This is a genomic window from Sagittula salina, from assembly GCF_017813235.1.
In the GTDB taxonomy this organism is placed as follows: Bacteria; Pseudomonadota; Alphaproteobacteria; order Rhodobacterales; family Rhodobacteraceae; genus Sagittula; species Sagittula salina.
Genome location: NZ_JAGISH010000008.1, coordinates 155,408 through 178,883 on the forward strand (window position 1 = coordinate 155,408; position 23,476 = coordinate 178,883).

A 23,476-nucleotide genomic window follows, 5' to 3' on the forward strand; every position below is an offset into this window, starting at 1 on the left:
TCGGACAGTCTGTTGATGCGGGCGCTGCGGGAGTGGATCGATGGAACAGCCGGACTGGATGGAATGGGTGCAATGGGCGCAGCCGGTCGCGGCCCCAAAGCTTGTGGCCGACATGTCGCTGATCCCGACGCATCCGGGTTTCTACGCCTTCACGGAAGACCCGGCCCCGCTGCGCAAGCACCACGTGCTTTATATCGGAGAGACCGGCATGGCGGGGGGGCTGCGCGCGCGCCTGCGCAGCTATCTGCGCGCCGATCCGACAACGACGAAGGTCCGGCACATGGGGGCGCTGTTTATCCTGCACCGCCGCCACCAGAATATCGAAGCCCGGCTTGTGGACCCGGCCCATACGGGCACGATCTATGTACGCTGGGCGCCGTTGATGATCGCCCGCCGTGCCCGCATGGATATCGAGACCGCGATGATGCAGTACTACGAATGCCACTACAATCAACGGCAGATGAAATCCGCGACGCCCTACGATACCTGAGCTGCGGCCGTTCAGCCGCCACCGTTCAGCCGTAGACGTCGACCGGGGTGCCCGCGATGGCGGCCATGTTCAAAAGGCCCCGCGCCGTGATCGAGGGCGTCACGATATGCGCCCGGTTGCCCATCCCCATCAGGATCGGCCCGACCTCCAGCCCGCCCGCCTTCATCTTCAGGATATTGCGAGTGGCGGATGCCGTGTCCGCATGGCCAAAGATCAGCACGTTGGCGGCCCCTTTCATGCGATTGCCGGGCATCAGCCTCTCGCGCAGCTCGGGGTCGAGAGCCGCATCCACGTTCATCTCGCCCTCGTAACAGAAATCGCATTCCCGCGCGTCGAGGATCTCCAGCGCCTCGCGCAGCCGCTTGCCCGAGCCTTCGGGGTGGTTGCCAAAGGACGACTGCGAACAGAAGGCCACGTTGGGTGACAGCCCGAAGCGGCGTACATGGCGCGCGGCGCCGATGGCACTGTGGGCCAGTTCCTCGGGCGTGGGGCGGCTGTGGACGTGGGTATCGGCAATGAACAGCGGGCCGTCTTCGAGGATCATCAGCGACAGGGCGCCCTGCGGGTGCAGCCGCGCGCTGCCCAGAACCTGCCGGATGTAGTTCAAATGCCAGCGGTATTCCCCGAAGGTGCCACAGATCATGCTGTCGGCCTCGTCGCGCTGCACCATGATGGCGGCGATGGCGGTGGTGTTGGTGCGCATGATCGCGCGGGCAAGGTCCGGTGTCACGCCGCGCCGTGCCATGATGCGGTGATAGGTCTCCCAGTAGTCGCGGTAGCGGGGGTCGTTTTCCGGGTTCACGATGTGGAAATCCTGCCCTGGCCGGACCTTCAGGCCAAAGCGTTCGCAGCGCGCTTCCATGACTTCGGGACGGCCGATGAGGATCGGCGTTTCCGTGGTCTCCTCCAGGATGGCCTGCGCGGCGCGCAGTACGCGCTCGTCCTCGCCCTCGGAAAACACGATGCGGCGCGATGCGGTGGCGGCGGCCTCGAAAACCGGGCGCATGAGCAACGCCGACTTGAAGACGGAGGCGTCGAGCTTGTGCTTGTAGGCCTTCAGATCGGTCAGCGGGCGGGTGGCGACGCCGGTTTCCATCGCGGCCTTGGCCACAGCGGTCGACACGACGCCCGAAAGACGCGGGTCGAAAGGCTTCGGGATCAGGTAATCCGCGCCAAAGGTCAGCTGCTCGCCCCGGTAGGCGGCGGCAGCCTCCGCGCTGGTCGTGGCTCGTGCCAGCGCGGCGATGCCTTCGACGCAGGCCACTTCCATTTCATCGTTGATCGTGGTGGCGCCCACGTCCAGTGCGCCCCGGAAGATGAAGGGGAAGCACAGCACATTGTTGACCTGATTGGGGAAATCGCTGCGTCCGGTGGCGATGATCGCATCCGGTGCCGCCTCGCGGGCGAGATCGGGCATCAATTCCGGCGTCGGGTTGGCGAGGGCAAAGATGATCGGTCGGGCGGTCATCCGCCGAACGTGTTCGGGGTGCAGCACGCCCGGCCCCGACAGCCCGAGGAAGAGGTCGGCGCCGTCGATCACGTCATCCAGCGTCCGCTTGTCCGACGCCTGCGCGAACGCAGCCTTCTGCGGGTTCATGTCCTCTGCCCGGCCTTCGTAGACCAGCCCGTGGATGTCGCACAGCCAGATGTTCTCGCGCTTCACCCCCAGCTTCAGAAGCATGTTCAGACAGGCGATGCCCGCCGCCCCGCCGCCGGTGGAGACGACCTTGACGTCCTCGAACCGCTTGCCGGCCACATGCAGTGCGTTGGTGGCCGCCGCGCCCACAACGATGGCCGTGCCGTGCTGGTCGTCGTGGAAAACGGGGATGTTCATGCGCTCGCGACAGATCCGTTCGACGATGAAGCAATCCGGCGCCTTGATGTCCTCAAGGTTCACGGCGCCGAATGTCGGCTCCAGCGCGCAGACGATCTCGGCCAGCTTTTCCGGGTCGTGTTCGTCCACTTCGATATCGAAACAGTCGATGCCGGCGAACTTCTTGAACAGGACCGCCTTGCCCTCCATCACCGGCTTTGACGCCAGCGCGCCGATGTTGCCCAGCCCCAGAACGGCGGTGCCGTTGGAGATCACCGCCACGAGGTTGCCCTTTGTGGTATAGCGCCGTGCGTTGGCCGGGTCGGCCTTGATCTCGAGGCAGGCCTCCGCCACTCCGGGGGAGTAGGCGCGGCTGAGGTCGCGGCCGTTGGCCATCGGTTTCGTCGCGCGGATCTCCAGTTTCCCGGGTTTCGGGTTCTCGTGATAGAACAGCGCCGCTTCGCGGAGAATGTCCTTCGAGGTGTCGGGGCTCTGGTCGTCCATGCGGTTTCCTCCGATGCGCTGCCGCGCAATGGTTTAGCGTTAAACCATGTGTTTGGTGCCTGTGGGTCCGGCGATAACAGGGCAGGCCATGCCTTGCCAAGTGCGTGGGGCGGTTATCGGGCCGATCCGCCTTGCTGCGCGGGCTGTGGTTGCGATTCTCCTCACCTGCAGGCTGGGCGCGACGGGGGGGTTAATCAAGCCCCGAGCGCCCGCCGCTTTCCCCGAGGACGGGCTTGCAAATGCGGCGGCGCGCTTTCACCATGGCGCGACCCTGAACCAACAAGACCCTCAACGAAGGAGTCATCCATGTCCCTGGCCGATGCTGCCCGCGCGGTGCGCGAAAACGCCTACGCGCCCTATTCGCATTTCAAGGTGGGAGCGGCGCTGAAGACGCCATCGGGCGAAGTCTTTGTCGGCTGCAACGTGGAGAATGTCGCTTACCCCGAGGGCACCTGTGCCGAGGCCGGCGCGATCGCCGCCATGGTCGCGGCGGGCGAAACGGAGTTCGCAGAGGTCTGTGTCATCGCGGATAGCCCGCACCCGGTGCCGCCCTGCGGTGGCTGCCGCCAGAAGCTGATGGAATTCGGCAAGCCGGGCGCAAAGGTCACGCTGGCCACGCTCGACGGTGCGGTCTTCGAAACCACTGTGGCGGACCTGCTGCCGGGCGCCTTTAGCAACGATCACATGGACCGCGCATGATGGACGCCCGCGCCGTCATCGCGCACCTCAGGCGCGGAGAGGAACCGAGCCCCGAAGAACTGACGTGGTTCGCCGAAGGACTCGCCGACGGAGGCGTGAGCGATGCGCAGGGGGGAGCCTTTGCCATGGGCGTCTGCCTGCGCGGATTGTCCGAGGCAGGACGCGTGGCGCTGACCCTTGCCATGCGCGATTCCGGCCATGTGCTCGACTGGGACCTCCCCGGCCCGGTCGTGGACAAGCATTCCACCGGCGGCGTCGGTGACTGCGTGAGCCTCGTGCTCGCGCCCATGCTGGCCGACTGCGGCGTCTACGTGCCGATGATCTCGGGGCGGGGGCTGGGCCATACCGGCGGCACTCTGGACAAACTCGAGGCGATCCCCGGTTACGGCGTCAGCCCCGACGAGGACCGTCTGCGGCAGATCGTGGCCGACGTGGGCTGCGCCATCGTCAGCGCCTCCGCCGACATCGCGCCCGCCGACAAGCGTCTTTATGCGATCCGCGACATTTCCGGCACGGTCGAAAGCCTTGATCTCATCACCGCCTCCATCCTGTCAAAGAAGCTCGCCGCCGGGCTGCATTCGCTGGTGCTGGACGTGAAATGCGGCTCTGGTGCCTTCATGAAAACCCGGGAGGAGGCCCGCGCGCTGGCGCGGGCGCTGGTGGGCACGGCGAATGCCGCCGGTTGCCCGACCTCGGCGCTGATCACCGACATGGACCAGCCGCTGGTGCCCTCTCTCGGCAACGCGCTGGAGGTCGACCTCTGCATGGAGGTGCTGACCGGGGCACGTTCCGGCCCCCTGCGGGATCTGAGCATCACGCTGGGCGCGGAATTGCTGAAGACCGCCGGGATCGACGGCGGCGCGGCAAAACTGGAAACCGCACTGGCTTCCGGTGCTGCGGCAGAACGCTTCGGGCGCATGGTTTATGAACTTGGCGGGCCGATGGACTTTGTTCAGGACTGGCGCCGTTTCCTGCCGGAGGCGCCCGTGATCCGCGAGATCGCCGCCAAGGAGGCGGGGACTGTGGCGCGCATCGACGGCGAGGCGCTGGGGCTGGCGGTGGTCGACCTAGGCGGCGGACGTCGGGTGGAATCCGATGTGATCAACCCGGCGGTCGGCCTGACGGAGGTCGTCCGGCTGGGCACGCGCGTGGAAAAAGGCCAGCCGCTTGCCCGTGTGCACGCCGCCCGCGAAAGCCAGGCCGACGAGGCCGAGGCCGTAGTCCGCGCCGCGATCCTCATGGGCGGGGCGCCCGCGCCGCGCCCGCTGGTGTTGGAGCGGGTGGCATGACCCGGGCTTTTCTCGTGGTGATGGATTCCGTGGGCATCGGCGGCGCGCCGGACGCGGGCGCGTTCTTCAACGACGGCACACCCGACACGGGCGCGGATACGCTGGGCCACATCCATGACGTCTGTGCGGCGGGGCAGGCAGAGGAGGGGCGCAGCGGCCCGCTGCACCTGCCGGTGCTGGCGGGGCTGGGCCTTTACCACGCCGCCGATCTGGCCAGCGGGGCCGGGCGCGCTGCCATGCCGCCGGCGCAGGCCTCCGGGCGCTGGGGGGCCGCGACGGAGACCTCCATCGGCAAGGACACGCCCTCCGGCCACTGGGAACTGGCCGGGCTGCCGGTGCCGTGGGACTGGCATTACTTCCCGAAGGCGGAGCCAGCCTTCCCCGACGACCTCGTGCGACGGGTCTGCGACCTCGCGGGCAGCGACGGCATCCTCGGCAACTGTCACGGCTCCGGCACGGTCATGATCGACCGCTTCGGCAAGGAACACGTCCGCACCGGCCGCCCGATCTGCTACACCTCTGCCGACAGCGTGTTCCAGATCGCCGCGCATGAGGAGCACTTCGGCCTCGACCGGCTCTACAAGCTTTGCGAAGACCTCGCGCCGATGCTGCACGCCATGAAGGTCGGCCGCGTCATCGCGCGTCCCTTTGTGGGCGAGCCGGGCCGCTACACCCGTACGACGAACCGTCACGATTACGCCATCCTGCCACCTGGCCCGGTCCTGACCAACTGGGTGCAGGACGCGGGACGCCGGGTCCATGCCATCGGCAAGATCGGCGACATCTTCTCCATGACCGGCATCGACACGGTGGCGAAAGGCGCGGACGCGGCGCTGATGGACCACCTCTTCGAGGCGGTGGACTCCCGGTCCGATGGCAGCCTGACCTTTGCCAACTTCGTCGAGTTCGACAGCCTGTATGGCCATCGCCGCGATGTCTCGGGATATGCCCGGCACCTCGAATGGTTCGACGCCTGCCTTGGGCGCCTGTTGCCGAAACTGCGCAAGGGCGACTTGCTGATCATTACCGCCGACCACGGCAACGATCCCACCTGGATCGGTACCGACCACACGCGCGAACGCGTGCCGGTGCTGGTGCATGGCGCGGGGCAGGGCAGCCTCGGCCAAATCGGTTTTGCCGATGTGGCGGCCTCCATCGCCGCGCATCTGAACGTGCCTGCCCAAGGCCCCGGAAGGAGCTTCCTGTGAGTGACAGAGACCCCGACGCCCCCCTGACCGAAGAAGAGCTGCACGCCATCGTGCATCTACCCAAGGTCGAGCTTCACACCCATTTCGAAGGCATGGCCCCGCCCGCCTTCATCCGTGGCCTTGCGAAGGAAAAAAAGGTCGATCTGTCACGGATCTTCCGGCCCGACGGGTCATATGACTACCGCGACTTCTGGCACTTTCTCGAGGTCTACGAGGCGGCGACATCCGTCCTGAAAAGCCCGGAGGACTTTGCCCGCCTCTGTACCGCCGTGCTGGAGGAAAGCGCGGCGAACGGCGTGGTCTACCAGGAAACCTTCCTTTCGCCGGACTTTTGCGGCGGTGGCGATGTGGCGGCGTGGAAGGAATACCTGCACGCGATCCGCGAAGCGGCGACCGTCGCCGAACGCGACCTGGGCATCACCCTGCGCGGCGTCATCACCTGCATCCGCCACTTTGGCTCAGATCAGGCGCGGGATACAGCCTGTTGCGCGGCGGAGACGGCGGGCGATTTCATCACCGGCTTCGGCATGGGCGGGGATGAGAAGAAGGGCCGCCAGCGCGATTTCTCCTGGGCCTTCGATTGCGCGCGCGAGGCGGGCCTGCAACTGACCACCCACGCGGGCGAGTGGAACGGCCCGTCGGAGGTGCGCGAGGCGGTGGAGGATCTCGGCGTCGAACGCATCGGTCATGGCGTCAACGCGCATACCGACCCGGCCTTGCTGGAGATGCTGGCCGAGCGCGGCGTCACACTTGAGGTCTGTCCCGGCTCCAACGTTTTTCTCGGTGTTTTTCCGTCGCTGGACCAACACCCGATCGCCAAATTGCGCAAGGCGGGCGTGCCGGTCACGATCTCCACCGATGACCCGCCGTTCTTCCACACGACCATGCGGAAGGAGTACGAAGCGCTTGCGAAGACCTTCCGCTGGGGCGAAGAGGACTTCCGAGACCTGAATCGCATCGCCATCGGGGCGGCCTTCTGCGACGAGGCCACCCGCAGCGCGATCGCCAAGCGACTGGAGCAGCCATGACCGACCACCTCACCATCGTCGACCACCCCCTTGTGCAGCACAAGCTGTCGATCATGCGAAACAAGGAGACCTCCACCGCCTCCTTCCGCCAGTTGCTGCGCGAGATCAGCCACCTTCTGGCCTATGAGGTCACGCGCGAACTGCCGATGACCGACGTGCGCATCGAGACCCCGCTGATGGCGATGGATGCCCCCATGATCGAGGGCAAGAAGCTGGCGCTGGTATCGATCCTGCGCGCGGGCAACGGCCTGCTGGATGGTATCCTGGAACTGATTCCGGCGGCGCGCGTGGGCTTTATCGGGCTTTACCGCGACGAGGAAACGCTCCAGCCAGTTGAGTATTACAACAAACTCCCGGCCAACCTCGGGGACCGCGTGACCATCGTGGTGGACCCGATGCTGGCGACGGGCAACTCCTCTGCCGCGGCCATCGACATGGTTAAGGCGGCGGGCGCGAAAGACATCCGTTTCCTCTGCCTGCTGGCCGCGCCCGAAGGCGTCGCCCGCATGAAGGAGGCGCACCCCGACGTCCCCGTGGTGACCGCCGCGCTGGACGAGAAGCTGAACGAGAAGGGCTACATCGTTCCCGGTCTTGGCGATGCGGGCGACCGGATGTTCGGCACGAAATAACGCCTCTGTGGTGGTGAAACGCATAAAGCCAGCGGGTCAAACCGCTGGTTTCTTCGAGGCGGCCGGTGATTGGCCCCGAGGTTCCCCGTCAGAATCGAAAGCTGTTCCCGTTGCCGCAACGGACTTAGGGCCTTGCCGCGGTGCGTCCACGGGGGGTGAGGAAATAGATCGTTTCCACCAGACGCCTTTATCTGCGGCCCAAAATAAGGCGATTCTGGCACTGGCGGATACCACCGCTAGTTTATTCACAGGAGTCCAGTGGATTCTTGTCAACGCCAAGGTTCTCAAAGCTTTACAGGTCAAAGCTGATCGGACAAGGTGCGATGTACATCTGTGGGGGCAGACATGACGATAAATAAACTGGCGCTTTGTGCCACGATTGTAACCTACCTTGCCGGGCTCGGTGGGGCTGCCAGCGCGCAGAACGCCATTCCCGCGAACTTTCCGCCCAAGGACTATCAAGGGCGGCAATTTGTGGATAACGCCGGATGCGTCTTTGTCCGGGCGGGCTTTGACGGGTTGGTGAACTGGGTGCCGCGTGTGACCCGCCAGCGCAAGCAGCTTTGCGGTCAGACGCCGACCTTTGGTGGCAGCGCGACGGTGCAGGCCACGGCCCCCGCGCCGCAACGCGTGGCCACCGCGCCCGCTCCGGTCCAGATCACCATGGCCCCGAAACCGGAACCCGCTCCGGTCGCGGCACCGGCCCGGACAGCCGTCGCCCCCGTGCGCGCGACGCCGCAGCCAGTAGTCCGCCGCACGACCACGCCGCCCCGGGCACCCGTGGTCATCAAGGCTCCCGTCTCGAAACCAGCCTATGCGGAACCGCCGCGCGTTGTACGCCGGATGCCCGCCACCACGGCGCCCAGCCCCACCGCCTCCACCGCGCGCGCGCGCATTCCGGTACAGGAAGCCTGCGCCGCCGGTCGCAACAGCAGCGGTGGCACGCCGATCCGCTGCGGGCCGCAGACAAAGTCGCATGTGACCATCGTCCGCCGGGGCGAGGCTCCCGGACCCGGCAAGAACGTCTACTACAACCGCAGCTCGTGGGAGGACTCGGCGTTGTCGCCGCAGACCCGCATCGTGCCGCGGAAGGTCTACGAGGCGCGCGACGCGCAGATCGCTTCGGTTCCGGCAGGCTACAAGCCTGCCTGGGAGGACGACCGCCTGAACCCCTACAGGGCGATCCAGACGGTGCAGGGCTACATGGACACGCAAGAGGTCTGGTCCAATCAGGTGCCGCGCCGCCTGATCAGCCAGGCAAACCCGCGCCAGCCCTTCCCGAAAAACCTCTGGACCACCAAATACCGTCACGAAGTCAAGCCGCTCGCCGTCGCCTATCGCGCCACGCAGGGATACCCGCCCGCCGAGGTGCGGATGGCCTACGCGGAGCAGTCAGTCTACCGTACAGACGTGCTCTCCACCCGCAGCGCGCAGCCCGCCCCCACTGGCGGCTACGTGGAGATCGGCGTTTTCACCACCCGGGCCAAGGCGCAGGCGGCAGCGGCGCGCCTCGCGGCGGCAGGCTTGCCGGTAAAGGCGGCGACGATCACGCGGGGCGACGCTTCCATGCAACGGCTGCGCGTGGGACCCTACGGCTCCGCCGCGGCGCTGCACTCGGCACTCTCGGCGGTGCACGGGGCGGGCTATACCAGCGCCTACCTGCGCTGAACGGCGCCAAAAACAATACATGACCCGCGTGCCACCCCGGCGCGCGGGTTTCGCTCTGAGGGATGGGGTCGTCAGCCGTTGCAGATCGCCTGCAACCGGACCCAGTCGGCATCCGACAATACCATGCGTGATCCCTCGATGCGGCGCGGGTCCGCCTCGATCAACGGCAAGGTGGACTCGCCGGTCCCATCCACCGCGTAGGCGTAGGGCGACGTGCGCAGTTCCGCCTTGGCAAAGGCCTCCAGCAGGTTCTCCACATGCGGCGCGGGCTGCGGATGGGTCATGACATGTTCCGCGTAGGCGTCGAGCGCGCTGTCTGGCATCTCTCCGGTGGTCAGCAACCGCAGCGAGGCGATAAGCCCCGCGTGCGCCAGAAGATCGCCCAGGGGATCGCTGGCCCTGACCCGCATGCTTTCCACCAGCGCAAAGCCCGCCGCCACGTCGGGATCGTCGTGATCCTCTACCACGCGGCGATTGAGCAGGATAATGCTGCCCGGCAAATGCGCGCTGGTGAAACTGCCGCCGGGCAGGACCACGACGCTGCCTCCCTGCTGGATACGCTGTGAAAACCGCCGCAACGGTTCACGGGCCTCGGAAGCGTTGCAGGCCTGTCCGGTCAGGCGGGTGACATGGCTCAGGAGGCGCGCGCCGATCTCGGCCCGTTTCACCTGTGGCACGACGGTGGTAGCATAGCTTGCCAGCGCGCCGGGCAACCAGAAGACCGCCAGAACCAGCCCCAGCGCCACTGCCGAACCCGTAACGATAAAGCGCAGTTTCCCCGGCCGCGGCCTCCGCCGGTCTATGGCCCTCAGCAAGCGGTCGAGGCCCGCGATCATCTCGGTCTCATCCGCCCCCAGTTCCAGGGTCTCTTCGGGGGCACCCTCGGGATGGTAGATCGCGGGCAGCGCATGGCCGTTCGACCGTTGGACCGCGCCCAGCGACCAATGCGCCAGAATGTCTCCGGCGGTAGAGCTCATGGTCAGCGTGGCGTCCCCCAGCGACACGATGACCTCACGGCGCTGCGCCTCCGCATCGGGGCGCCAGAGGCCGGTTGCCTCGAGCCGTTGAAACTTGGTCAATGCCGTCATGCGGGGCTGCTCTGCCTCTGTTGCGCGCGAAACGATAGCACGCCGCCCGGAGCGGGTGCAATCTGGCAACATGCCTGCCCGCCAGGCTCCCGGCACGCGCTAAACCACGGGTCCGCGCCTCTGCTTCTTTGGTTCAAAAACACCGCGATGGGGGGCCGGTCGGATCGCGCAGCGATCCGAAACTGCTGGCACCACATTGGCCGGGTCTTCTTTACGGTGTCGGATAGGGCCTGAAGATGCCCGCCCTATATCTTCAACCGGTTCATGACATCTCCGCCGCCAGCTTGCGCAGCTCGAACTTCTGAATCTTGCCTGTCGAGGTCTTCGGCAATTCCCGGAACACCACAGCCTTCGGACACTTGAATCCGGCGAGCCTCTCACGGGCGTGTGCGATCAGATCTTCCGCCGTAGCCGAGCGTCCGTCCTTCAACTCGACAAAGGCGCAAGGCACCTCGCCCCACTTCTCGTCCGGCTTCGCCACCACGGCACAGAGCAGCACCGCCGGGTGCGCCATGAGCACGCCCTCGACCTCCACCGAGGATATGTTCTCCCCGCCCGAGATGATGATGTCCTTCGCCCGGTCCGCGATTTTCAGGTAATTGTCCGGGTACATCACCGCGATATCACCGGAGTGGAAGACGCCCCCGGCGAAGGCCTCCCGCGTGGCCCGGGGGTTCTTGAGGTATCCCTTCATCACGCCGTTGCCGCGAAAGACGATTTCGCCCCTTGCCGCCCCATCGCGCGCCACCGGGCGGCCTTCGTCGTCCCAGACGTCCATCGGTTCGAGGAAGGGCATGGCGACGCCCTGCCGCGACTTCTGCGCAGCGCGCGCGTCGCCCTGCATCGGCTCCCACTTCGACTGCCAGGTGCATTCGGTGCCGGGGCCGTAGGTCTCGGTCAGACCGTAGACGTGGGTGATGTTGAAGCCCATGGGTTCGATTGCCGCCAGCGTGGCGGGGGCGGGGGGCGCTCCAGCGGTGAAGACCTCCACCACCTGATCGAAGGCGCGTCGCTGGTCCTCGGGTGCGTTGATGAGCGTGTTCAGCACGATGGGCGCGCCGCCGAAATGCGTCACGCCCTCATCGGCGATGGCATCATAGATCGCGTCGGCGCGGATGTCGCGACAGCAGACCACGGTGCCCCCGACCGAAGGCATCATCCATGTGTGACACCAACCGTTGCAGTGAAACAGCGGCACGATGGTCAGGTAGACGGGGTGCAGTACCATCCGCCAGGACAGAACCTGCCCCATGGCGTTCAGGTAGGCGCCGCGATGGTGGTAGACTACACCCTTCGGCTGCCCCGTGGTGCCGGAGGTGTAGTTGAGCGCGATGCTCTCCCATTCGTCCTGCGGCATGATCCAGTCGAAACCTTCGTCGCCCGTGGCGAGGAAAGCTTCGTATTCGGTATACTGCCCGCCCGCGTGAACGCCCGCCTGGTCGTCAGCCACTTCGATGATCGCGGGAGCCTCCCCCTCCATCCGCTCCAGCGCCTGTGCCAGTACCGGCAGAAACTGCGGGTCGACCAGCACGACCTTCGCTTCGCCGTGGTCGAGGATATAGGCGATGGTATCGACGTCGAGCCGGGTGTTGATCGTGTTCAGAACCGCGCCGCAAGCGGGTACGCCGAAGTGCGCCTCCGCCTGCGCGGGGATGTTTGGCAGGATTGTCGCCACCACGTCGCCGGGCGCCACTCCGGCCTTTGCCAGCGCCGAGGCAAGGCGCGTGATCCGCGCGGTGTATTCGGCGTAGCTGCGGCGGGTCTGCCCGTAAACCAGTGCCGGATGGTCCGGCCAGATCTGCACCGCTCGGGTCAGGAAGGACAGCGGGGTCAGCGGCACGAAGTTGGCCGCGCATTTCTCCAGTCCGGTTTCATCCTTCAGCCAGCCCATGGCATCCTCCCTGCGTTACCTGCGCAACTTTATTGCGCGAGTTGACGTCGAAGGAAAAGGGGGATTTCGTGTCGGGGAAAGCAGGAGCCACTTTCAGATGATAATTTCCCCCGGTCGCCGCTACATCTTTGTCCATATTCCGAAGACCGGTGGCACCTCCATGGCCTCGGCGCTGGAGGCACGCGCCATGCGTGGTGACATCCTGATCGGAGACACGCCCAAGGCGAAGAAACGCCGCCCACGGGTTAAGAAGCTGCAAGCACAGGCGGCGGGACGGTTGTGGAAGCATTCGACACTGAAGGACATCGAAGGCGTGGTGGGAGAGTCCGAGGTGCGCGATTACTTTGTCTTCACCTTCGTGCGCAACCCGTGGGACCGGATGGTGAGCTACTACCACTGGCTCAGGGCGCAGACCTTCGACCACAGTCAGGTCAGGCTGGCGCAGATGATGACCTTCGGCGATTTCGTGAAGCACCCTTTCACCGCGCAGGCGATGACATTCAATCCCTATTCCAGCTACGTACAGGACTGGACGGGGGAGGGGCGCTGCAACCAGTACATCCGGCTTGAGCATTGGCGCAACGACATGGATCTGCTGGAGGATCACTTGGGGTTTGTGCCGGGGATCGGGCACCTGAACCGTTCGGTCCGGCACCCGGATTACCGGATGTATTACACCGACCAGACGGCGGAGGTGGTGGACCGTATCTGCCGCGAGGACGTGATGCGCTTCGGCTATCGGTTCTGAGAGGTTTCGCCTTGGCGGGGCCAGGGCGTCCGGCTGGGGCTCCGCCCCCGCACCCCCAGGAGTATTTTGCCAAGAAGAAACGGGGGGGGCGTTCGCCGGGTTTGAGGGCGGCTAGCGGATGGGCTCGAAGAGGGCGTCCTTCATTCGGCAATCTCTTACCGTGTCGCGGCCGCAGGGGACGGGGGAAAGGTCCCTCGACAGGCAGATGCGGACTTCCTGGATGTAGCCGCTCTTACAGGTGACGGTAATCATGTCGCGCTCCAGCGCGGGGTTGGCTTTCATGAAGGCTTCTTCGACCACGGCGGCGGGCAGTTTCACCGCGCTGTCGAGCTTGCGGAAGACCTCCGGTCGAGCGATTGAGCTGTAAGCCTGGCGTGAGAGCGCGTAGTAGCGGCTGGCGGACAGGCCGGAGCAGACTCCGTGTTTCTTCCACTGATGCCAGGCCAGACCTGAGGTGCCCATGATGTCCGCCATTCCGGCGGTCATGTGGCGGGCAGGGGCCTGTTCCACCGTCGGACAATAGGCGGGCCAGCCGCGGTGGTACTGCGGCCAGAGCCCGTGCAGCACCCAGCCGAAATCGTCATCGCACTGTTCGGAATGACGCGCGTCGCCTTCCAGCGCACACCAGTTGGGCGACCAGCTCAGCGACATCACGTAGTAGTCGAAGGTGCCGGATTCCTCGCCATCCGCCCGGACGGCGTGGCCGACGAAGGCCGACAGGAGGGCGCTGGCGAGCAGGCAGGCGGTGACAAGGCGGCGCATTTTTCCGTTTCCTTTTTGGTTGTGCGGCACTATATAGCCCCGGAGTTTCCCGACAACGGTAACCCGCCCCGGAGCCCCTCCGAGGCATCCCGAGGCCCCTCAAAGGCGGTTTCGGGGGGCGGAGAAACCATGGCCGTTCGTCAGTGCATAGGAGAATGAGAGATGTCCAAGCTGCTGCATCCCAAGGCGACCGCCGTCTGGCTGGTGGACAACACGACGCTGAGCTTCAAGCAGATCGCCGATTTCACCGGCTTTCACGAGCTTGAGATACAGGGCATTGCCGACGGTGACGTTGCGGTGGGCGTGAAGGGCTTCGACCCGGTTGCCAACAACCAGCTCGAGCAAGCCGAAATCGACCGGGCGGAAAAGGATTCGCTCTACAGGATGAAGGTTAAATTCAACCCCGCCGCACGGGACGAGGATAAGCGCCGTGGCCCGCGTTACACGCCCCTGTCAAAGCGGCAGGATCGCCCGAATTCCATCCTCTGGCTGGTGAAGTTCCACCCCGAACTGACCGACAGCCAGATCGCGAAGCTGGTCGGGACCACGAAGCCTACCATCCAGTCGATCCGGGAGCGCACGCACTGGAACATCCAGAACATGCAGCCGATCGACCCGGTGGCGCTGGGTTTGTGCAAGCAGACCGAACTGGACGCCGCCGTGGCCAAGGCCGCGAAGGACATGGAACGCGTCATGACCGACGACGAGCGCCGCAAGCTGGTGTCGACCGAGCAGAGCCTCGGGATGGATTCCAACGAGCAGCGCCTGCCGTCGAACATGGAAGGTCTGGAGAACTTCTCCTTCTCCGATCCGCGCGGCGATGACGACGAGGACGAGAAGGACGACAACAACTATCTCGACGCGGACAGCTTCTTCAACTTGCCTGGCGAGTCGAAGGACGATGAGGAGGATGACCGTCCCTGAACGGTATCCCCGCGCGACAACAGAGGGGCGGTCCTGCGGGGCCGTCCTTTTGTTTCCGCAGGGGTTGCGGCATCAGAATTGCGTCAGAAGTGGAAGCCGATCCCTGCCAAGGCGCCGGCCTCGCCCTGCTTGTCCACCGACATCTCCACGCGGCCGCCAACGCCGTTTCGCGCGGCAAAGCCGGTGCCGAGGCTGAATTGCGTCGTCCCAAACGCATCGCTTGCGCCGATTGTGGCGGTGCCGACGTTCAGATCATCCTGATTGCCACCGTAAAGACCCATGGCCGCATAGGGGCGCAGCGACCATCCGCGCAGCTGCATGGGCATCCCCAGCTCCGCGCGAAGGCGGGAGGCGGTGCTTTCGCGGGCGCCCACTGTTTGGCCACCGTAACCCGTCACGGTGAAGTCGCGGGTTTCGTGACGCAGCAGATCGCCCTGAATCGTCAGGTCTACGCCTTTCTGCGGCGTGCCGGATAGCTGTGTGGTGATGCGGCCGCTCAAGCCCGTGAGGCGCCCGTCATGATCGGCGCTGCCGGTCAGGGCGTCGGGCGCGTCGACGACATTGTGGCTTCGGCCGACGTAGGCGGTGGCACCGTAGCGCATGTGTGGCGTTTCGCCGGCGTAAGCAAGTCCGAGGAAGTAGGATCGGATGCGCGCCTCTTCGCGGTCGTTCGACAGGTCACTGGCGGCCTGCCCGTAGCCGAGGAAGGCGGAAACGCCGCTCTGACCGAAGCCGTAGCCCGCAACGGCGTTGCGCCGCAGCACATCCGACGACTGCGCAGCCGGCGGCGAGGCCACCGTTCTGGCGGTGCTGCCCATGGTCCAGATGCCGGGGCGCTGCGCGTCCAGCGCGCTGCTGGCAAGGCCGAAGCCGATCTCGCGGCCCAGCAGGTCGCTTTGCGACAGGGTCGCGGGGTCGACCGCCTGGGCTGCGGCGGCAAGGGGCAGGAGCGCGAAGGCTGTGGCGGCGAGCAATTTCATGAGCAGCGTCCCGGGAGCGGCGGTGACTTGCAGCACAGGTGTACCTATTGCCAACGCAGGACAAGGGACCAGGCGCAGGTTCCACGCGGTTGTTGCACGAATGCCGAGCGAAGGGCTGGCGGTACGGTAGGCGCTGCGGGGTTCAACTCTGGTTAACGGGGGCGGAGGGGCGACGGGCCTGTGACTGAGAGCAATTCCAGTCCATTAAGCCTGAAGTTTTGACCATTGTTAAAGCACTTATTGACCACCGGGATGTTTCTCGGTGGTCTTTTGGTTTCAGAGGGAATGTGGGTCCTGCGAGCGAGTTATCAAAACCGAAACTCAAAAAAACGAGATTGCATGGGGTCGTCGCAAAGCTCCGCCGAACTTTAGCGGCCTCAGGCTATTAAAATGAGCTTTGAATAGCCGGAACGCGTTGTCTTGGCCTCTGAGGCTCACCGGGCTGCGCGCAGCCAGCCTCAGAGCGGTTCCCGAGCCAAATTGGAAGGGGCCACGGCTATGCCATGGCCCCTTGTTCTGCCTGCTCAGTCAACTGTGCTATCCGCCGCGCTCCGCAAGACTCAAAGCGAAGCAACCGCGGCCATGCCGCTGGCGCCGGGAACGGGCGTCCGGGCCGACCGTCCGAAGGGTGGGCCCCCTACGTCATTCGAAAACAGCCAGGGCCGCGAGATGATCACTGACGAGCCACGCGTGGCGCTGCATCTCGTCGAGGTGATTGAACAGGATTCCAATCCTGCGTCCCAATTCAGAGCCGCCAATCTCGTAGGGTGACCTTCTTCCGAGTGGTAGATCACAGGCACGCCACCCACATCATCAATGAGGGTATTGAGGCGATCCAACACATCCTGCGCAGTATCCAGTTTATGCGGCGTGAAAAGGTCCTCGACAGACAACTTGCAGCTAGCATCGATCGCAAAACGAAGCGACAGAGGCAGAGCGCCGCGCACGGAGTGGATTGCGTTGCTCAATTTGTGCTGGCATGCGATCGCTCGGGCAGCGGATTGTTCGACGTTGGCATGAATGGTATTCGAATTCACGAGTGTTCTCCTGTAAACGGTGCCAGGCGGTTTCGGCACGTCAAGCTGGCGCACAGAATGCGCCAGACGCTCCTATAGCCAGGCGCGCGCCTCCCGGAGGCCTTCGAGCAATAGGCAAATTTCCTCGATGACAGGGCTCATGGGATCGATCGCAGCGAACCGTTCGGCCTCGATCCGATCGAGGTCATGAACATGATCGAGCCCAAGTAGGCTCTCCATGGCGTCCAGTTCACGACGCATATGTGAGGTGGTGCACGGTGAAACACACATGAAGTCGATAAGGCGCTGCACGCGCGCTTCAGCGTCGCGGCCGCCTAAAAGCATTGCGGCCGAGCAAAGAGCAGTGGCATTGGACAGAATGAAGGCAGCGGGGGAGGGAGTTGAAAGGAAGTCACGAGGCATTGGCCATCTCCTTGTGGGTGCTGACCCAAAGCGGCCAGCGTCAAGACCCGCGGCACCTCATTCGGTGCTTCAACAAAGCATTGTTGCAGAAAGGCGGGCTGAGGCGTGAGTGACCCTTTCCCGCTCAGGCTCATGCCACGCGAACGACCTCGGCGGTGCCGAGCGTGTTGAAGCGATTGATAAGGGCGACCCGGATGTGGATTTCGGCGGTTTGGCGAACGGGATCCCGCGCGGAGATGCGCTCGCCGAAAGCCTCCAAGCAACGCATCTTGGCCTCCACGCGGCTGCGGGCGTGGTATCCGGTCCACCGCTTCCGGAATGCCCGACCGTAGTGACGCGTGGCGCGCCGGGTTTCGTTGCGCGCCTGGGCAGCCGGGCAGTCCTCTTTCCAAGCCCGACCGTTCCTTCGGACAGGTATGATTGCCGTGCCGCCGCGTGCGATGACGGCGCTGAGGCAGCGGCGGGTATGCCCTTCCGAGGTCAAGTCGGTTGCGCACTCAGCACTTCGGGGCATGACTGCGACAAAAGCGTTCGCAGCCCTCAAGCTGACCAAGGACGCTGGGTAGGAACTCGTAGATCGCTATCCGGAAGAGGTGTCGCTCGCATCGCACAAGATTTCTGGTGATCATGGACACTACACGATCACCCGATTTCTTCCCGAAGCAATCACAGATTTCGGCGCGCAGTTCACTACGCTGGCTCGCGCCGCAGAAATACATGGGCCAGGGGCGAAAGAACTGAAGCAGTCGCTGAAGAAGATCGGTGCGAAGCCAGAGCTTCCTTGGCGAGCCGTCGGCGCGGATATCTACTTGGTTTCCGACATAGGAAAGGTCGTGCCGACCTAACTCTTACGACGAACTCTTGAACTATGAACAAGGCCGCCCTCCTGGGCGGCCTTTGTCGTTTTCAACTCGTAATCTGAGGAGGAACAGCTTCTCCGCCTGTCTGATGGCCAGCATATGGTATCAGAGTGGACAAAACTAACGGCGTTCGACAAAGGCGCGGCGCGGAAAATCAACAGGTTACGGGGTGCCAGTGGACTTTATATGCTTACCCTTACAGGGCCCGTGACAGATCTGAGTTTCGAGCGGCAATCGGGGGGGGCGAGAGCGGTTTCGCCGCGACGGCTTCGCCCAAAGTCTCCCGAAAGAGGGCCAAGGGAAGTAAAGAGGCGGACGCGCTGACAGGCGGTCCTGCAACTCAGAAACGTTTCCGGGCGTTCAGCGCGGCGGTGATGGTGCCGTCGTCGAGGTAGTCGAGTTCGCCTCCGATGGGCACACCCTGGGCGAGGGAGGACAGGGCGACGCGCCCCTCCAGCTGGTCGGCGATGTAATGCGCCGTGGTCTGGCCGTCGATGGTGGCGTTGAGCGCGAGGATCACCTCCGTGACTCGCTCGGCGGCGAGGCGATCCTTTAGCCGGGGGATCCGCAGTTCGTCCGGGCCGATGCCGTCGAGCGCCGAGAGCGTGCCACCGAGCACGTGGTAGCGGCCGCGAAAGACCTGCGCGCGTTCCATCGCCCAGAGGTCGGCCACGTCTTCCACCACGCAGAGGATGCCGTTGGCACGCGCTTCGTCGGCGCAGATCGGACAGACGTCCCCGGTGGAGACATTGCCGCAATTCAGGCATTCGCGCGCGGTGGCAGCGACTTGCGCCATGGCTTCGGCCAAGGGGGCCAGCAGCGCGCCGCGCTTGCGGATCAGGTGCAGAACCGCCCGCCGCGCAGACCGGGGCCCGAGGCCCGGCAGGCGGGCCATCAGATCGATCAGCGTCTCGATGGGGTTCTTTTCGCGCACCGTGTCACCGGGCGGGGAGGCCCCGCCCGTCCTCCGCTCAGAACGGCAGTTTCATGTCGGTCGGCAGGCCGAGTTCTTCGGAGAGCTTCTTCATCTCCGTTTCGGCGCGCTGCGACGCCTTTGCCTGTGCGTCCTTGATCGCGGCGAGGATCAGATCCTCGGCCACTTCCTTTTCCGACGGAACAAAGATCGAGGGGTCGATGTCGATTCCGGTCAGTTCGCCTTTGGCCGTGGCGGTCGCCTTCACGAGGCCCGCGCCGCTTTCGCCCGTGACCACGATGGTCTTGAGCTCTTCCTGCAGCTGCACCACGCGGCCCTGCATTTCCTTGGCTTGCTGCATCATCTTGGCCATGTCACCAAGTTGTCCGAGGCCCTTGAACATCTTTACGTCTCCCGAATGCGGGGCCGATCCAGACGGCCCCAAAGGTCGCAAGGCTTATTGCAAGGCAGAGCGGGATGGACAAGTGCGGAGGACCTTCGTACCCGTCGCGGCCGGCGAACTCCCGCAGGATTGGGAGGCAGGCAGCCATGCGATGGCACAAGCGGCGCTCAGCGCAGTCTTGACGACCAGGGGCATGGGCCATGGGCCGCGACTCAGAGCGGAGGGTGATCCGCGCCAGTGCCAGCCTGCGCGGCGACGGGGGACGCGCCCCTCTTCGGGAGATCGGTCCAGCCCTGTACCGGGGCATGCGCGCGCGGCGTGGCCCTTGTTTCAGACTCTTGCCAGATTGAAAGCGGCGAAAGAGAGGGAGCAGGCAAGTGAAGCCTTCGAGGGGCGCGCGGGTCAGTCCTCGTCAAACGGGTCCCATTCGTCTTCGACCTCTTCCAGCGCGTCGGCCTTGGCGGCGGCCTCGACCTCGGCCTGAGTCTTGATCGTCCTGATCTTCGCCTTAGGGAAGGCCGCCAGCGCCGCCTGCACCAGAGGGTGCCGCGAGGCCTCGTCTTTCAGTGCCTGGGCGGCGGCATCGCGGACCTCGACGACCGTTGGTTCGGTGCAGCCGTTGACCACCGTGACCGCCCAGCGGGAGCCCGTCCAGCGCTGCAAGGCGGTGCCGAGCTTCGACGCCAGCGAGGGGTCGGCGTTGGCGGTCGGGGTGAACTCGATCCGACCCGGCTGGTAGGCGGCCAGGCGCAAGCTGCCCTCGACCTCGACCAGCAGCTTCACGTCGCGGTGGTGGCGTATGAGGTCGAGCACATGCTCGAAAGTCGGGTAGACGGCCAGCGCTTCTGCCCGCGCCACGGCCACGGCGGAGCGGCCCGCGCCGTGTACGGCCGAGGCTACGGGACCGCCAGAAGGCCCCTGATGTGTCTGCGCCGGGTGACCGTAGGCCTGTGTCTGGCCACCCGAATGGTGCGCCGGTGCGCCCCCGCCCGACCCCGAAGGCATCGGCGGCGGCTGGGTCGATTGCAGCTGTTTCATGAGCTCCTCGGGCGAGGGCAGATCGGCCACGTGGGTGAGGCGGATCACCGCCATCTCGGCGGCCATGATCGCCGAAGGCGCGTTCGACACCTCCTCGATCGCCTTGAGCAGCATCTGCCAGGCCCGGCCGAGGCTGCGCTGACCGAGGCCATCGGCAAAGGCCTGCCCGCGTGCCCGTTCGTCGGGCGAAATGGTCGGGTCCTCGGCCGCCTCCGGGGTGATCTTGACCACGGAGACCCAGTGCGTGAGTTCCGCAAGGTCAGAAAGCACCGCAAGCGGGTCCGCCCCGTCGGCGTATTGCGCCGCCAGTTCGTTCAGCGCGCCCGCTGCATCGCCGCGCATGATGCGCTCGAACAGGTCCATGGTCCGGCCGCGATCAGCCAGCCCCAGCATCGCGCGGACCTGGTCGGCAGTGGTTTCCCCTGCGCCGTGGGAAATCGCCTGGTCGAGCAGCGAGGTCGCATCCCGGGCCGACCCTTCGGCGGCGCGGGTGATCAGCGCCAGCGCCTCGTCGGTGATTTCCGCGCTTTCGGCCGTTGCGATCTTTTGCAGCAGGCCGATCATCACCTCCGGCTCGATCCGCCGCAGGTCGAAGCGCTGGCAGCGCGACAGAACCGTTACCGGAACCTGCCGGATTTCCGTCGTGGCAAAGATGAATTTCACATGGGCGGGCGGTTCCTCCAGCGTCTTCAGCAGCGCGTTGAACGCGCTCTTCGACAGCATGTGGACCTCGTCGATGATGTAGATCTTGTAGCGCGCCGACGCGGCGCGGTAGTGTACCGATTCAATGATCTCGCGAATGTCGCCCACACCCGTGCGCGAGGCGGCGTCCATCTCCATCACATCGACATGGCGGCCCTCCATGATGGCCACGCAATGCTCGCACTGGCCGCAGGGTTCGGTCGTTGGCTTGCCTTCGCCATCGGGGCCGATGCAGTTCATCCCCTTGGCGATGATCCGCGCGGTGGTGGTCTTCCCCGTGCCGCGAATCCCCGTCATGATGAACGCCTGCGCGATACGGTCCGCCGCGAAGGCGTTCTTCAGCGTGCGCACCATGGCGTCCTGCCCGACAAGGTCGGCAAAGGTCTCGGGGCGGTACTTCCGGGCGAGCACCTGATAGGCGGGTTGGTCGGTCATGCGCAGTCCTTGAGGGTCGCGGCCAAACTAGGGGTCCGGTCCGGGGACCGCAAGCCTCGCCGGAACCGTGACGGTCCGTGCGCGTTGCGCGTAGAGTTCCATCACGACACCGTTCACGGAGAGAGAGCATGCGGCTGAGAGGCGTTCGCGGAAGCAGCAACATCGAGGATCGGCGGCGCATGGGGGGCGGCGGGGCCGCCGTGGGGGGACTGGGCATCGGCGGCGTGCTTCTGGTGCTGGCCATCGGGTATTTTACCGGCATCGACGTGACGCCATTGCTGAATGGTGGCACCACCGCACCCACAACCGGCCAGACGCGCGACCTGACGCAGGCCGAAGAACAGGCCGGACAGTTCTCCTCTCAGGTGCTGGCCACCACCGAAAGCGTCTGGTCCGGGATCTTTCCGCAAGCCTTCGGCAAGGAATACGAGCCGCCTGTGCTGGTGCTGTTTTCCGGCGTGACCCAATCGCCCTGCGGCGGGGCCTCCGGTGCGACGGGGCCGTTCTACTGTCCGGTGGACGAAAAGGCCTACCTCGACACCGCCTTCTTTGCGTACATGCAGCAGGAACTCGGTGCTGGCGGCGACTTCGCGCAGGCCTACGTGATCGCGCATGAGGTCGCGCACCACGTGCAGGACGAAATCGGCATTCTCCCCAAGATCAACCAGATGCGTCAGGACGCATCCGAGCGTGACGCCAACGCCATGACCGTGCGGCTGGAACTGCAGGCGGATTGTCTGTCGGGGGTCTGGGCGTCACAGGTGGACGGGCTGCTTGAACCCGGCGATATCGACGAGGCGTTGAACGCAGCCGAACGGATCGGAGACGACTACCTGCAGCGCCGCGCCGGGCGAGTGCCGAATCCGCACAGCTTCACTCATGGCACGTCCGAGCAGCGCCAGCGCTGGTTCTCGACCGGCTACAAGTCGGGCGATCCGGCAGGCTGCGACACCTTCAACGCGCCGGAACTCTGATAAAGCCTTGCGTCCGGGCAGGGCGGGGCAGGGCGGGGCAGGGCGGGCGCCCCGGAATTCGGGGCTGCCCTCCTGCAGTAGCATTCCCTTGCGCCTGGGGTCTGGCTTATCCGGGAGCGTGCGGTCGCGGCGTCAAGCGAATCGCTGGGAAAGGGGCGTCAAGCGTGTAAGATCCCCGAAGTGCCGAAAATTTTATGTGAAATGGGATGATGACGGGACGACGAGGCGCGACAGAGTGAGAGAGACGCCCGGGACAACTGCGGTGGTGATGCACGCCCTGCCGGTGGGCGGTGGCATCCTCTGCCTGTCATCGCTGCCCGGCAGGGGCGGCGATTATCGCGGCGATCTCGAACACATGTCGCACTGGAGGCCCGCCATGGTGATCTCGCTCGTCACGGAGGTCGAACTGGTGGAGGCCGGAGCCCAGGCGCTGGGTCAGCACATTCAGGACAAGGGCACGCGCTGGGTGCAGCTATCTATACCGACGGGTGAGGAGCCCTCGGCCCGGGTGCGGGAGCGTTGGCCGCAGGTGGCGGCGCAGGCGCAGCGGGCGCTTCTGGGGGGCGGTCGGGTGCTGGTCCATTCCGCCCACGGTGGTGGGCGTTGCGGAATGGTCGCGCTGCGGCTGATGATTGAAACGGGCGAAGCGAAAGACGAGGCGCTGGCCCGGCTGCGGGCGATCTGTCCGGAATGCGAGGGCAACACTGGTCAGACGAACTGGTCGCTGAAGGCGGAACGGGGGGCGGTGCGCTTCGTAAGACATCCGGAGCGTTGAGGGGCGCGCGCACGGCTGTGGGTATGTCCCGGCGGGTGTCTGGTGCGCGGATTGCAGTGGCGGGAGTCGGATAGGCCGGAATCGAAAAGGCCGGAACGGTAGTTCCGGCCTTTTGGGGTGAGAGATTGCAACGACCCAGGCGGGAATCGTTACGGCTGCTTCCTTCCGGACCTGACCGGGTTGGCGAAGCGCCTGCCCGCACAACCTCTCGATGGG

At 65.2% G+C, this 23,476-nt stretch carries 22 protein-coding genes, 1 other RNA gene and 1 pseudogene; 12 read left to right on the forward strand and 12 right to left on the reverse strand.

Annotation, left to right across the window (positions count from 1 at the left end):
* The first annotated feature begins 40 nt into the window (after positions 1-40).
* Complete coding sequence (locus tag J5474_RS15170) at positions 41-490, forward strand: GIY-YIG nuclease family protein (RefSeq protein WP_209361763.1); 450 nt, start codon at positions 41-43, stop codon at positions 488-490.
* A 25-nt stretch (positions 491-515) separates the two neighbouring features.
* On the opposite strand, the gene J5474_RS15175 is transcribed toward J5474_RS15170, so the two are convergent.
* On the reverse strand, positions 516-2,807 hold the full coding sequence (locus J5474_RS15175) for an NADP-dependent malic enzyme (RefSeq protein WP_209361764.1): 2,292 nt from the start codon (positions 2,805-2,807) through the stop codon (positions 516-518).
* Positions 2,808-3,113: 306 nt separating this feature from the next.
* On the opposite strand from J5474_RS15175, the gene J5474_RS15180 reads away from it, so the two are divergent.
* The 6 genes from J5474_RS15180 to J5474_RS15205 all read left to right on the forward strand — a co-directional run bounded on the left by J5474_RS15180 (position 3,114) and on the right by J5474_RS15205 (position 9,328).
* Positions 3,114-3,506 (forward strand): cytidine deaminase, encoded by a 393-nt coding sequence (locus J5474_RS15180; protein ID WP_209361765.1) that lies wholly within the window; start codon positions 3,114-3,116, stop codon positions 3,504-3,506.
* Complete coding sequence (locus J5474_RS15185; protein ID WP_209361854.1) at positions 3,506-4,795, forward strand: thymidine phosphorylase; 1,290 nt, start codon at positions 3,506-3,508, stop codon at positions 4,793-4,795. The genes J5474_RS15180 and J5474_RS15185 overlap by 1 nt, the downstream gene beginning before the upstream one ends.
* Positions 4,792-6,003, forward strand: a complete 1,212-nt coding sequence (locus J5474_RS15190) for a phosphopentomutase (RefSeq protein WP_209361766.1) — start codon at positions 4,792-4,794, stop codon at positions 6,001-6,003. Before J5474_RS15185 ends, J5474_RS15190 begins: the two co-directional genes overlap by 4 nt.
* Positions 6,000-7,031, forward strand: coding sequence for an adenosine deaminase (locus tag J5474_RS15195; RefSeq protein WP_425342892.1), 1,032 nt, complete (start codon positions 6,000-6,002; stop codon positions 7,029-7,031). The genes J5474_RS15190 and J5474_RS15195 overlap by 4 nt, the downstream gene beginning before the upstream one ends.
* The gene (gene upp, locus J5474_RS15200) at positions 7,028-7,660 is read left to right on the forward strand and encodes a uracil phosphoribosyltransferase (RefSeq protein WP_209361767.1); all 633 of its coding nucleotides are present in this window, start codon (positions 7,028-7,030) and stop codon (positions 7,658-7,660) included. Before J5474_RS15195 ends, upp begins: the two co-directional genes overlap by 4 nt.
* 345 nt (positions 7,661-8,005) lie before the next feature.
* Positions 8,006-9,328, forward strand: a complete 1,323-nt coding sequence (locus J5474_RS15205) for an SPOR domain-containing protein (RefSeq protein WP_209361768.1) — start codon at positions 8,006-8,008, stop codon at positions 9,326-9,328.
* A gap of 71 nt (positions 9,329-9,399) precedes the next feature.
* Here J5474_RS15205 and J5474_RS15210 read toward each other — a convergent pair whose 3' ends face one another.
* Positions 9,400-10,416, reverse strand: coding sequence for a hypothetical protein (locus J5474_RS15210; protein ID WP_209361769.1), 1,017 nt, complete (start codon positions 10,414-10,416; stop codon positions 9,400-9,402).
* 262 nt (positions 10,417-10,678) lie between these two features.
* Entirely contained in the window at positions 10,679-12,307 is a 1,629-nt protein-coding gene (locus J5474_RS15215) for an AMP-binding protein (RefSeq protein ID WP_209361770.1), read from the reverse strand.
* 97 nt (positions 12,308-12,404) lie between these two features.
* Between J5474_RS15215 and J5474_RS15220 the strand changes: the two genes are divergently transcribed.
* Complete coding sequence (locus J5474_RS15220; protein ID WP_209361771.1) at positions 12,405-13,055, forward strand: sulfotransferase family 2 domain-containing protein; 651 nt, start codon at positions 12,405-12,407, stop codon at positions 13,053-13,055.
* A gap of 111 nt (positions 13,056-13,166) precedes the next feature.
* On the opposite strand, the gene J5474_RS15225 is transcribed toward J5474_RS15220, so the two are convergent.
* A complete protein-coding gene (locus J5474_RS15225; protein ID WP_209361772.1) occupies positions 13,167-13,817 on the reverse strand; it encodes a ribonuclease T2 family protein in 651 nt (216 codons plus the stop codon).
* Between the two features lie 162 nt (positions 13,818-13,979).
* On the opposite strand from J5474_RS15225, the gene J5474_RS15230 reads away from it, so the two are divergent.
* On the forward strand, positions 13,980-14,741 hold the full coding sequence (locus tag J5474_RS15230; RefSeq protein ID WP_209361773.1) for a DUF1013 domain-containing protein: 762 nt from the start codon (positions 13,980-13,982) through the stop codon (positions 14,739-14,741).
* Positions 14,742-14,824: 83 nt separating this feature from the next.
* Here J5474_RS15230 and J5474_RS15235 read toward each other — a convergent pair whose 3' ends face one another.
* The 4 genes and pseudogenes from J5474_RS15235 to J5474_RS15250 form a co-directional block, all read right to left on the reverse strand.
* Positions 14,825-15,721: a hypothetical protein gene (locus J5474_RS15235; RefSeq protein WP_209361774.1), complete on the reverse strand. Its 897-nt coding sequence runs from the start codon at positions 15,719-15,721 to the stop codon at positions 14,825-14,827.
* Positions 15,722-16,281: 560 nt separating this feature from the next.
* Positions 16,282-16,758 carry a hypothetical protein gene (locus J5474_RS15240; protein WP_209361775.1) on the reverse strand — a complete coding sequence of 159 codons (477 nt, stop codon included), beginning with the start codon at positions 16,756-16,758 and terminating at the stop codon, positions 16,282-16,284.
* Between the two features lie 72 nt (positions 16,759-16,830).
* The gene (locus J5474_RS15245; RefSeq protein WP_209361776.1) at positions 16,831-17,160 is read right to left on the reverse strand and encodes a hypothetical protein; all 330 of its coding nucleotides are present in this window, start codon (positions 17,158-17,160) and stop codon (positions 16,831-16,833) included.
* A 130-nt stretch (positions 17,161-17,290) separates the two neighbouring features.
* Positions 17,291-17,629 (reverse strand): annotated as a pseudogene (locus J5474_RS15250) (IS5/IS1182 family transposase); the annotation flags it as partial.
* A 124-nt stretch (positions 17,630-17,753) separates the two neighbouring features.
* On the opposite strand from J5474_RS15250, the gene J5474_RS15255 reads away from it, so the two are divergent.
* Positions 17,754-18,005, forward strand: a complete 252-nt coding sequence (locus J5474_RS15255; RefSeq protein ID WP_209361777.1) for a hypothetical protein — start codon at positions 17,754-17,756, stop codon at positions 18,003-18,005.
* Between the two features lie 355 nt (positions 18,006-18,360).
* On the opposite strand, the gene recR is transcribed toward J5474_RS15255, so the two are convergent.
* From recR to J5474_RS15270, 3 genes are all read right to left on the reverse strand, one after another.
* Positions 18,361-18,954, reverse strand: a complete 594-nt coding sequence (gene recR, locus J5474_RS15260; protein WP_209361778.1) for a recombination mediator RecR — start codon at positions 18,952-18,954, stop codon at positions 18,361-18,363.
* A 37-nt stretch (positions 18,955-18,991) separates the two neighbouring features.
* Positions 18,992-19,336 (reverse strand): YbaB/EbfC family nucleoid-associated protein, encoded by a 345-nt coding sequence (locus J5474_RS15265; protein ID WP_209361779.1) that lies wholly within the window; start codon positions 19,334-19,336, stop codon positions 18,992-18,994.
* Positions 19,337-19,738: 402 nt separating this feature from the next.
* Positions 19,739-21,511, reverse strand: coding sequence for a DNA polymerase III subunit gamma/tau (locus J5474_RS15270; RefSeq protein ID WP_209361780.1), 1,773 nt, complete (start codon positions 21,509-21,511; stop codon positions 19,739-19,741).
* A gap of 128 nt (positions 21,512-21,639) precedes the next feature.
* Here J5474_RS15270 and ypfJ point away from each other — a divergent pair, with 128 nt between their 5' ends.
* Both ypfJ and J5474_RS15280 read left to right on the forward strand, forming a co-directional pair.
* A complete protein-coding gene (ypfJ, locus tag J5474_RS15275; protein ID WP_209361781.1) occupies positions 21,640-22,485 on the forward strand; it encodes a KPN_02809 family neutral zinc metallopeptidase in 846 nt (281 codons plus the stop codon).
* 235 nt (positions 22,486-22,720) lie between these two features.
* Positions 22,721-23,260 carry a protein-tyrosine phosphatase family protein gene (locus J5474_RS15280; protein WP_342454049.1) on the forward strand — a complete coding sequence of 180 codons (540 nt, stop codon included), beginning with the start codon at positions 22,721-22,723 and terminating at the stop codon, positions 23,258-23,260.
* A 113-nt stretch (positions 23,261-23,373) separates the two neighbouring features.
* On the opposite strand, the gene ffs is transcribed toward J5474_RS15280, so the two are convergent.
* An RNA gene (gene ffs, locus J5474_RS15285) (signal recognition particle sRNA small type) lies at positions 23,374-23,473 on the reverse strand.
* Positions 23,474-23,476: the final 3 nt, after the last annotated feature.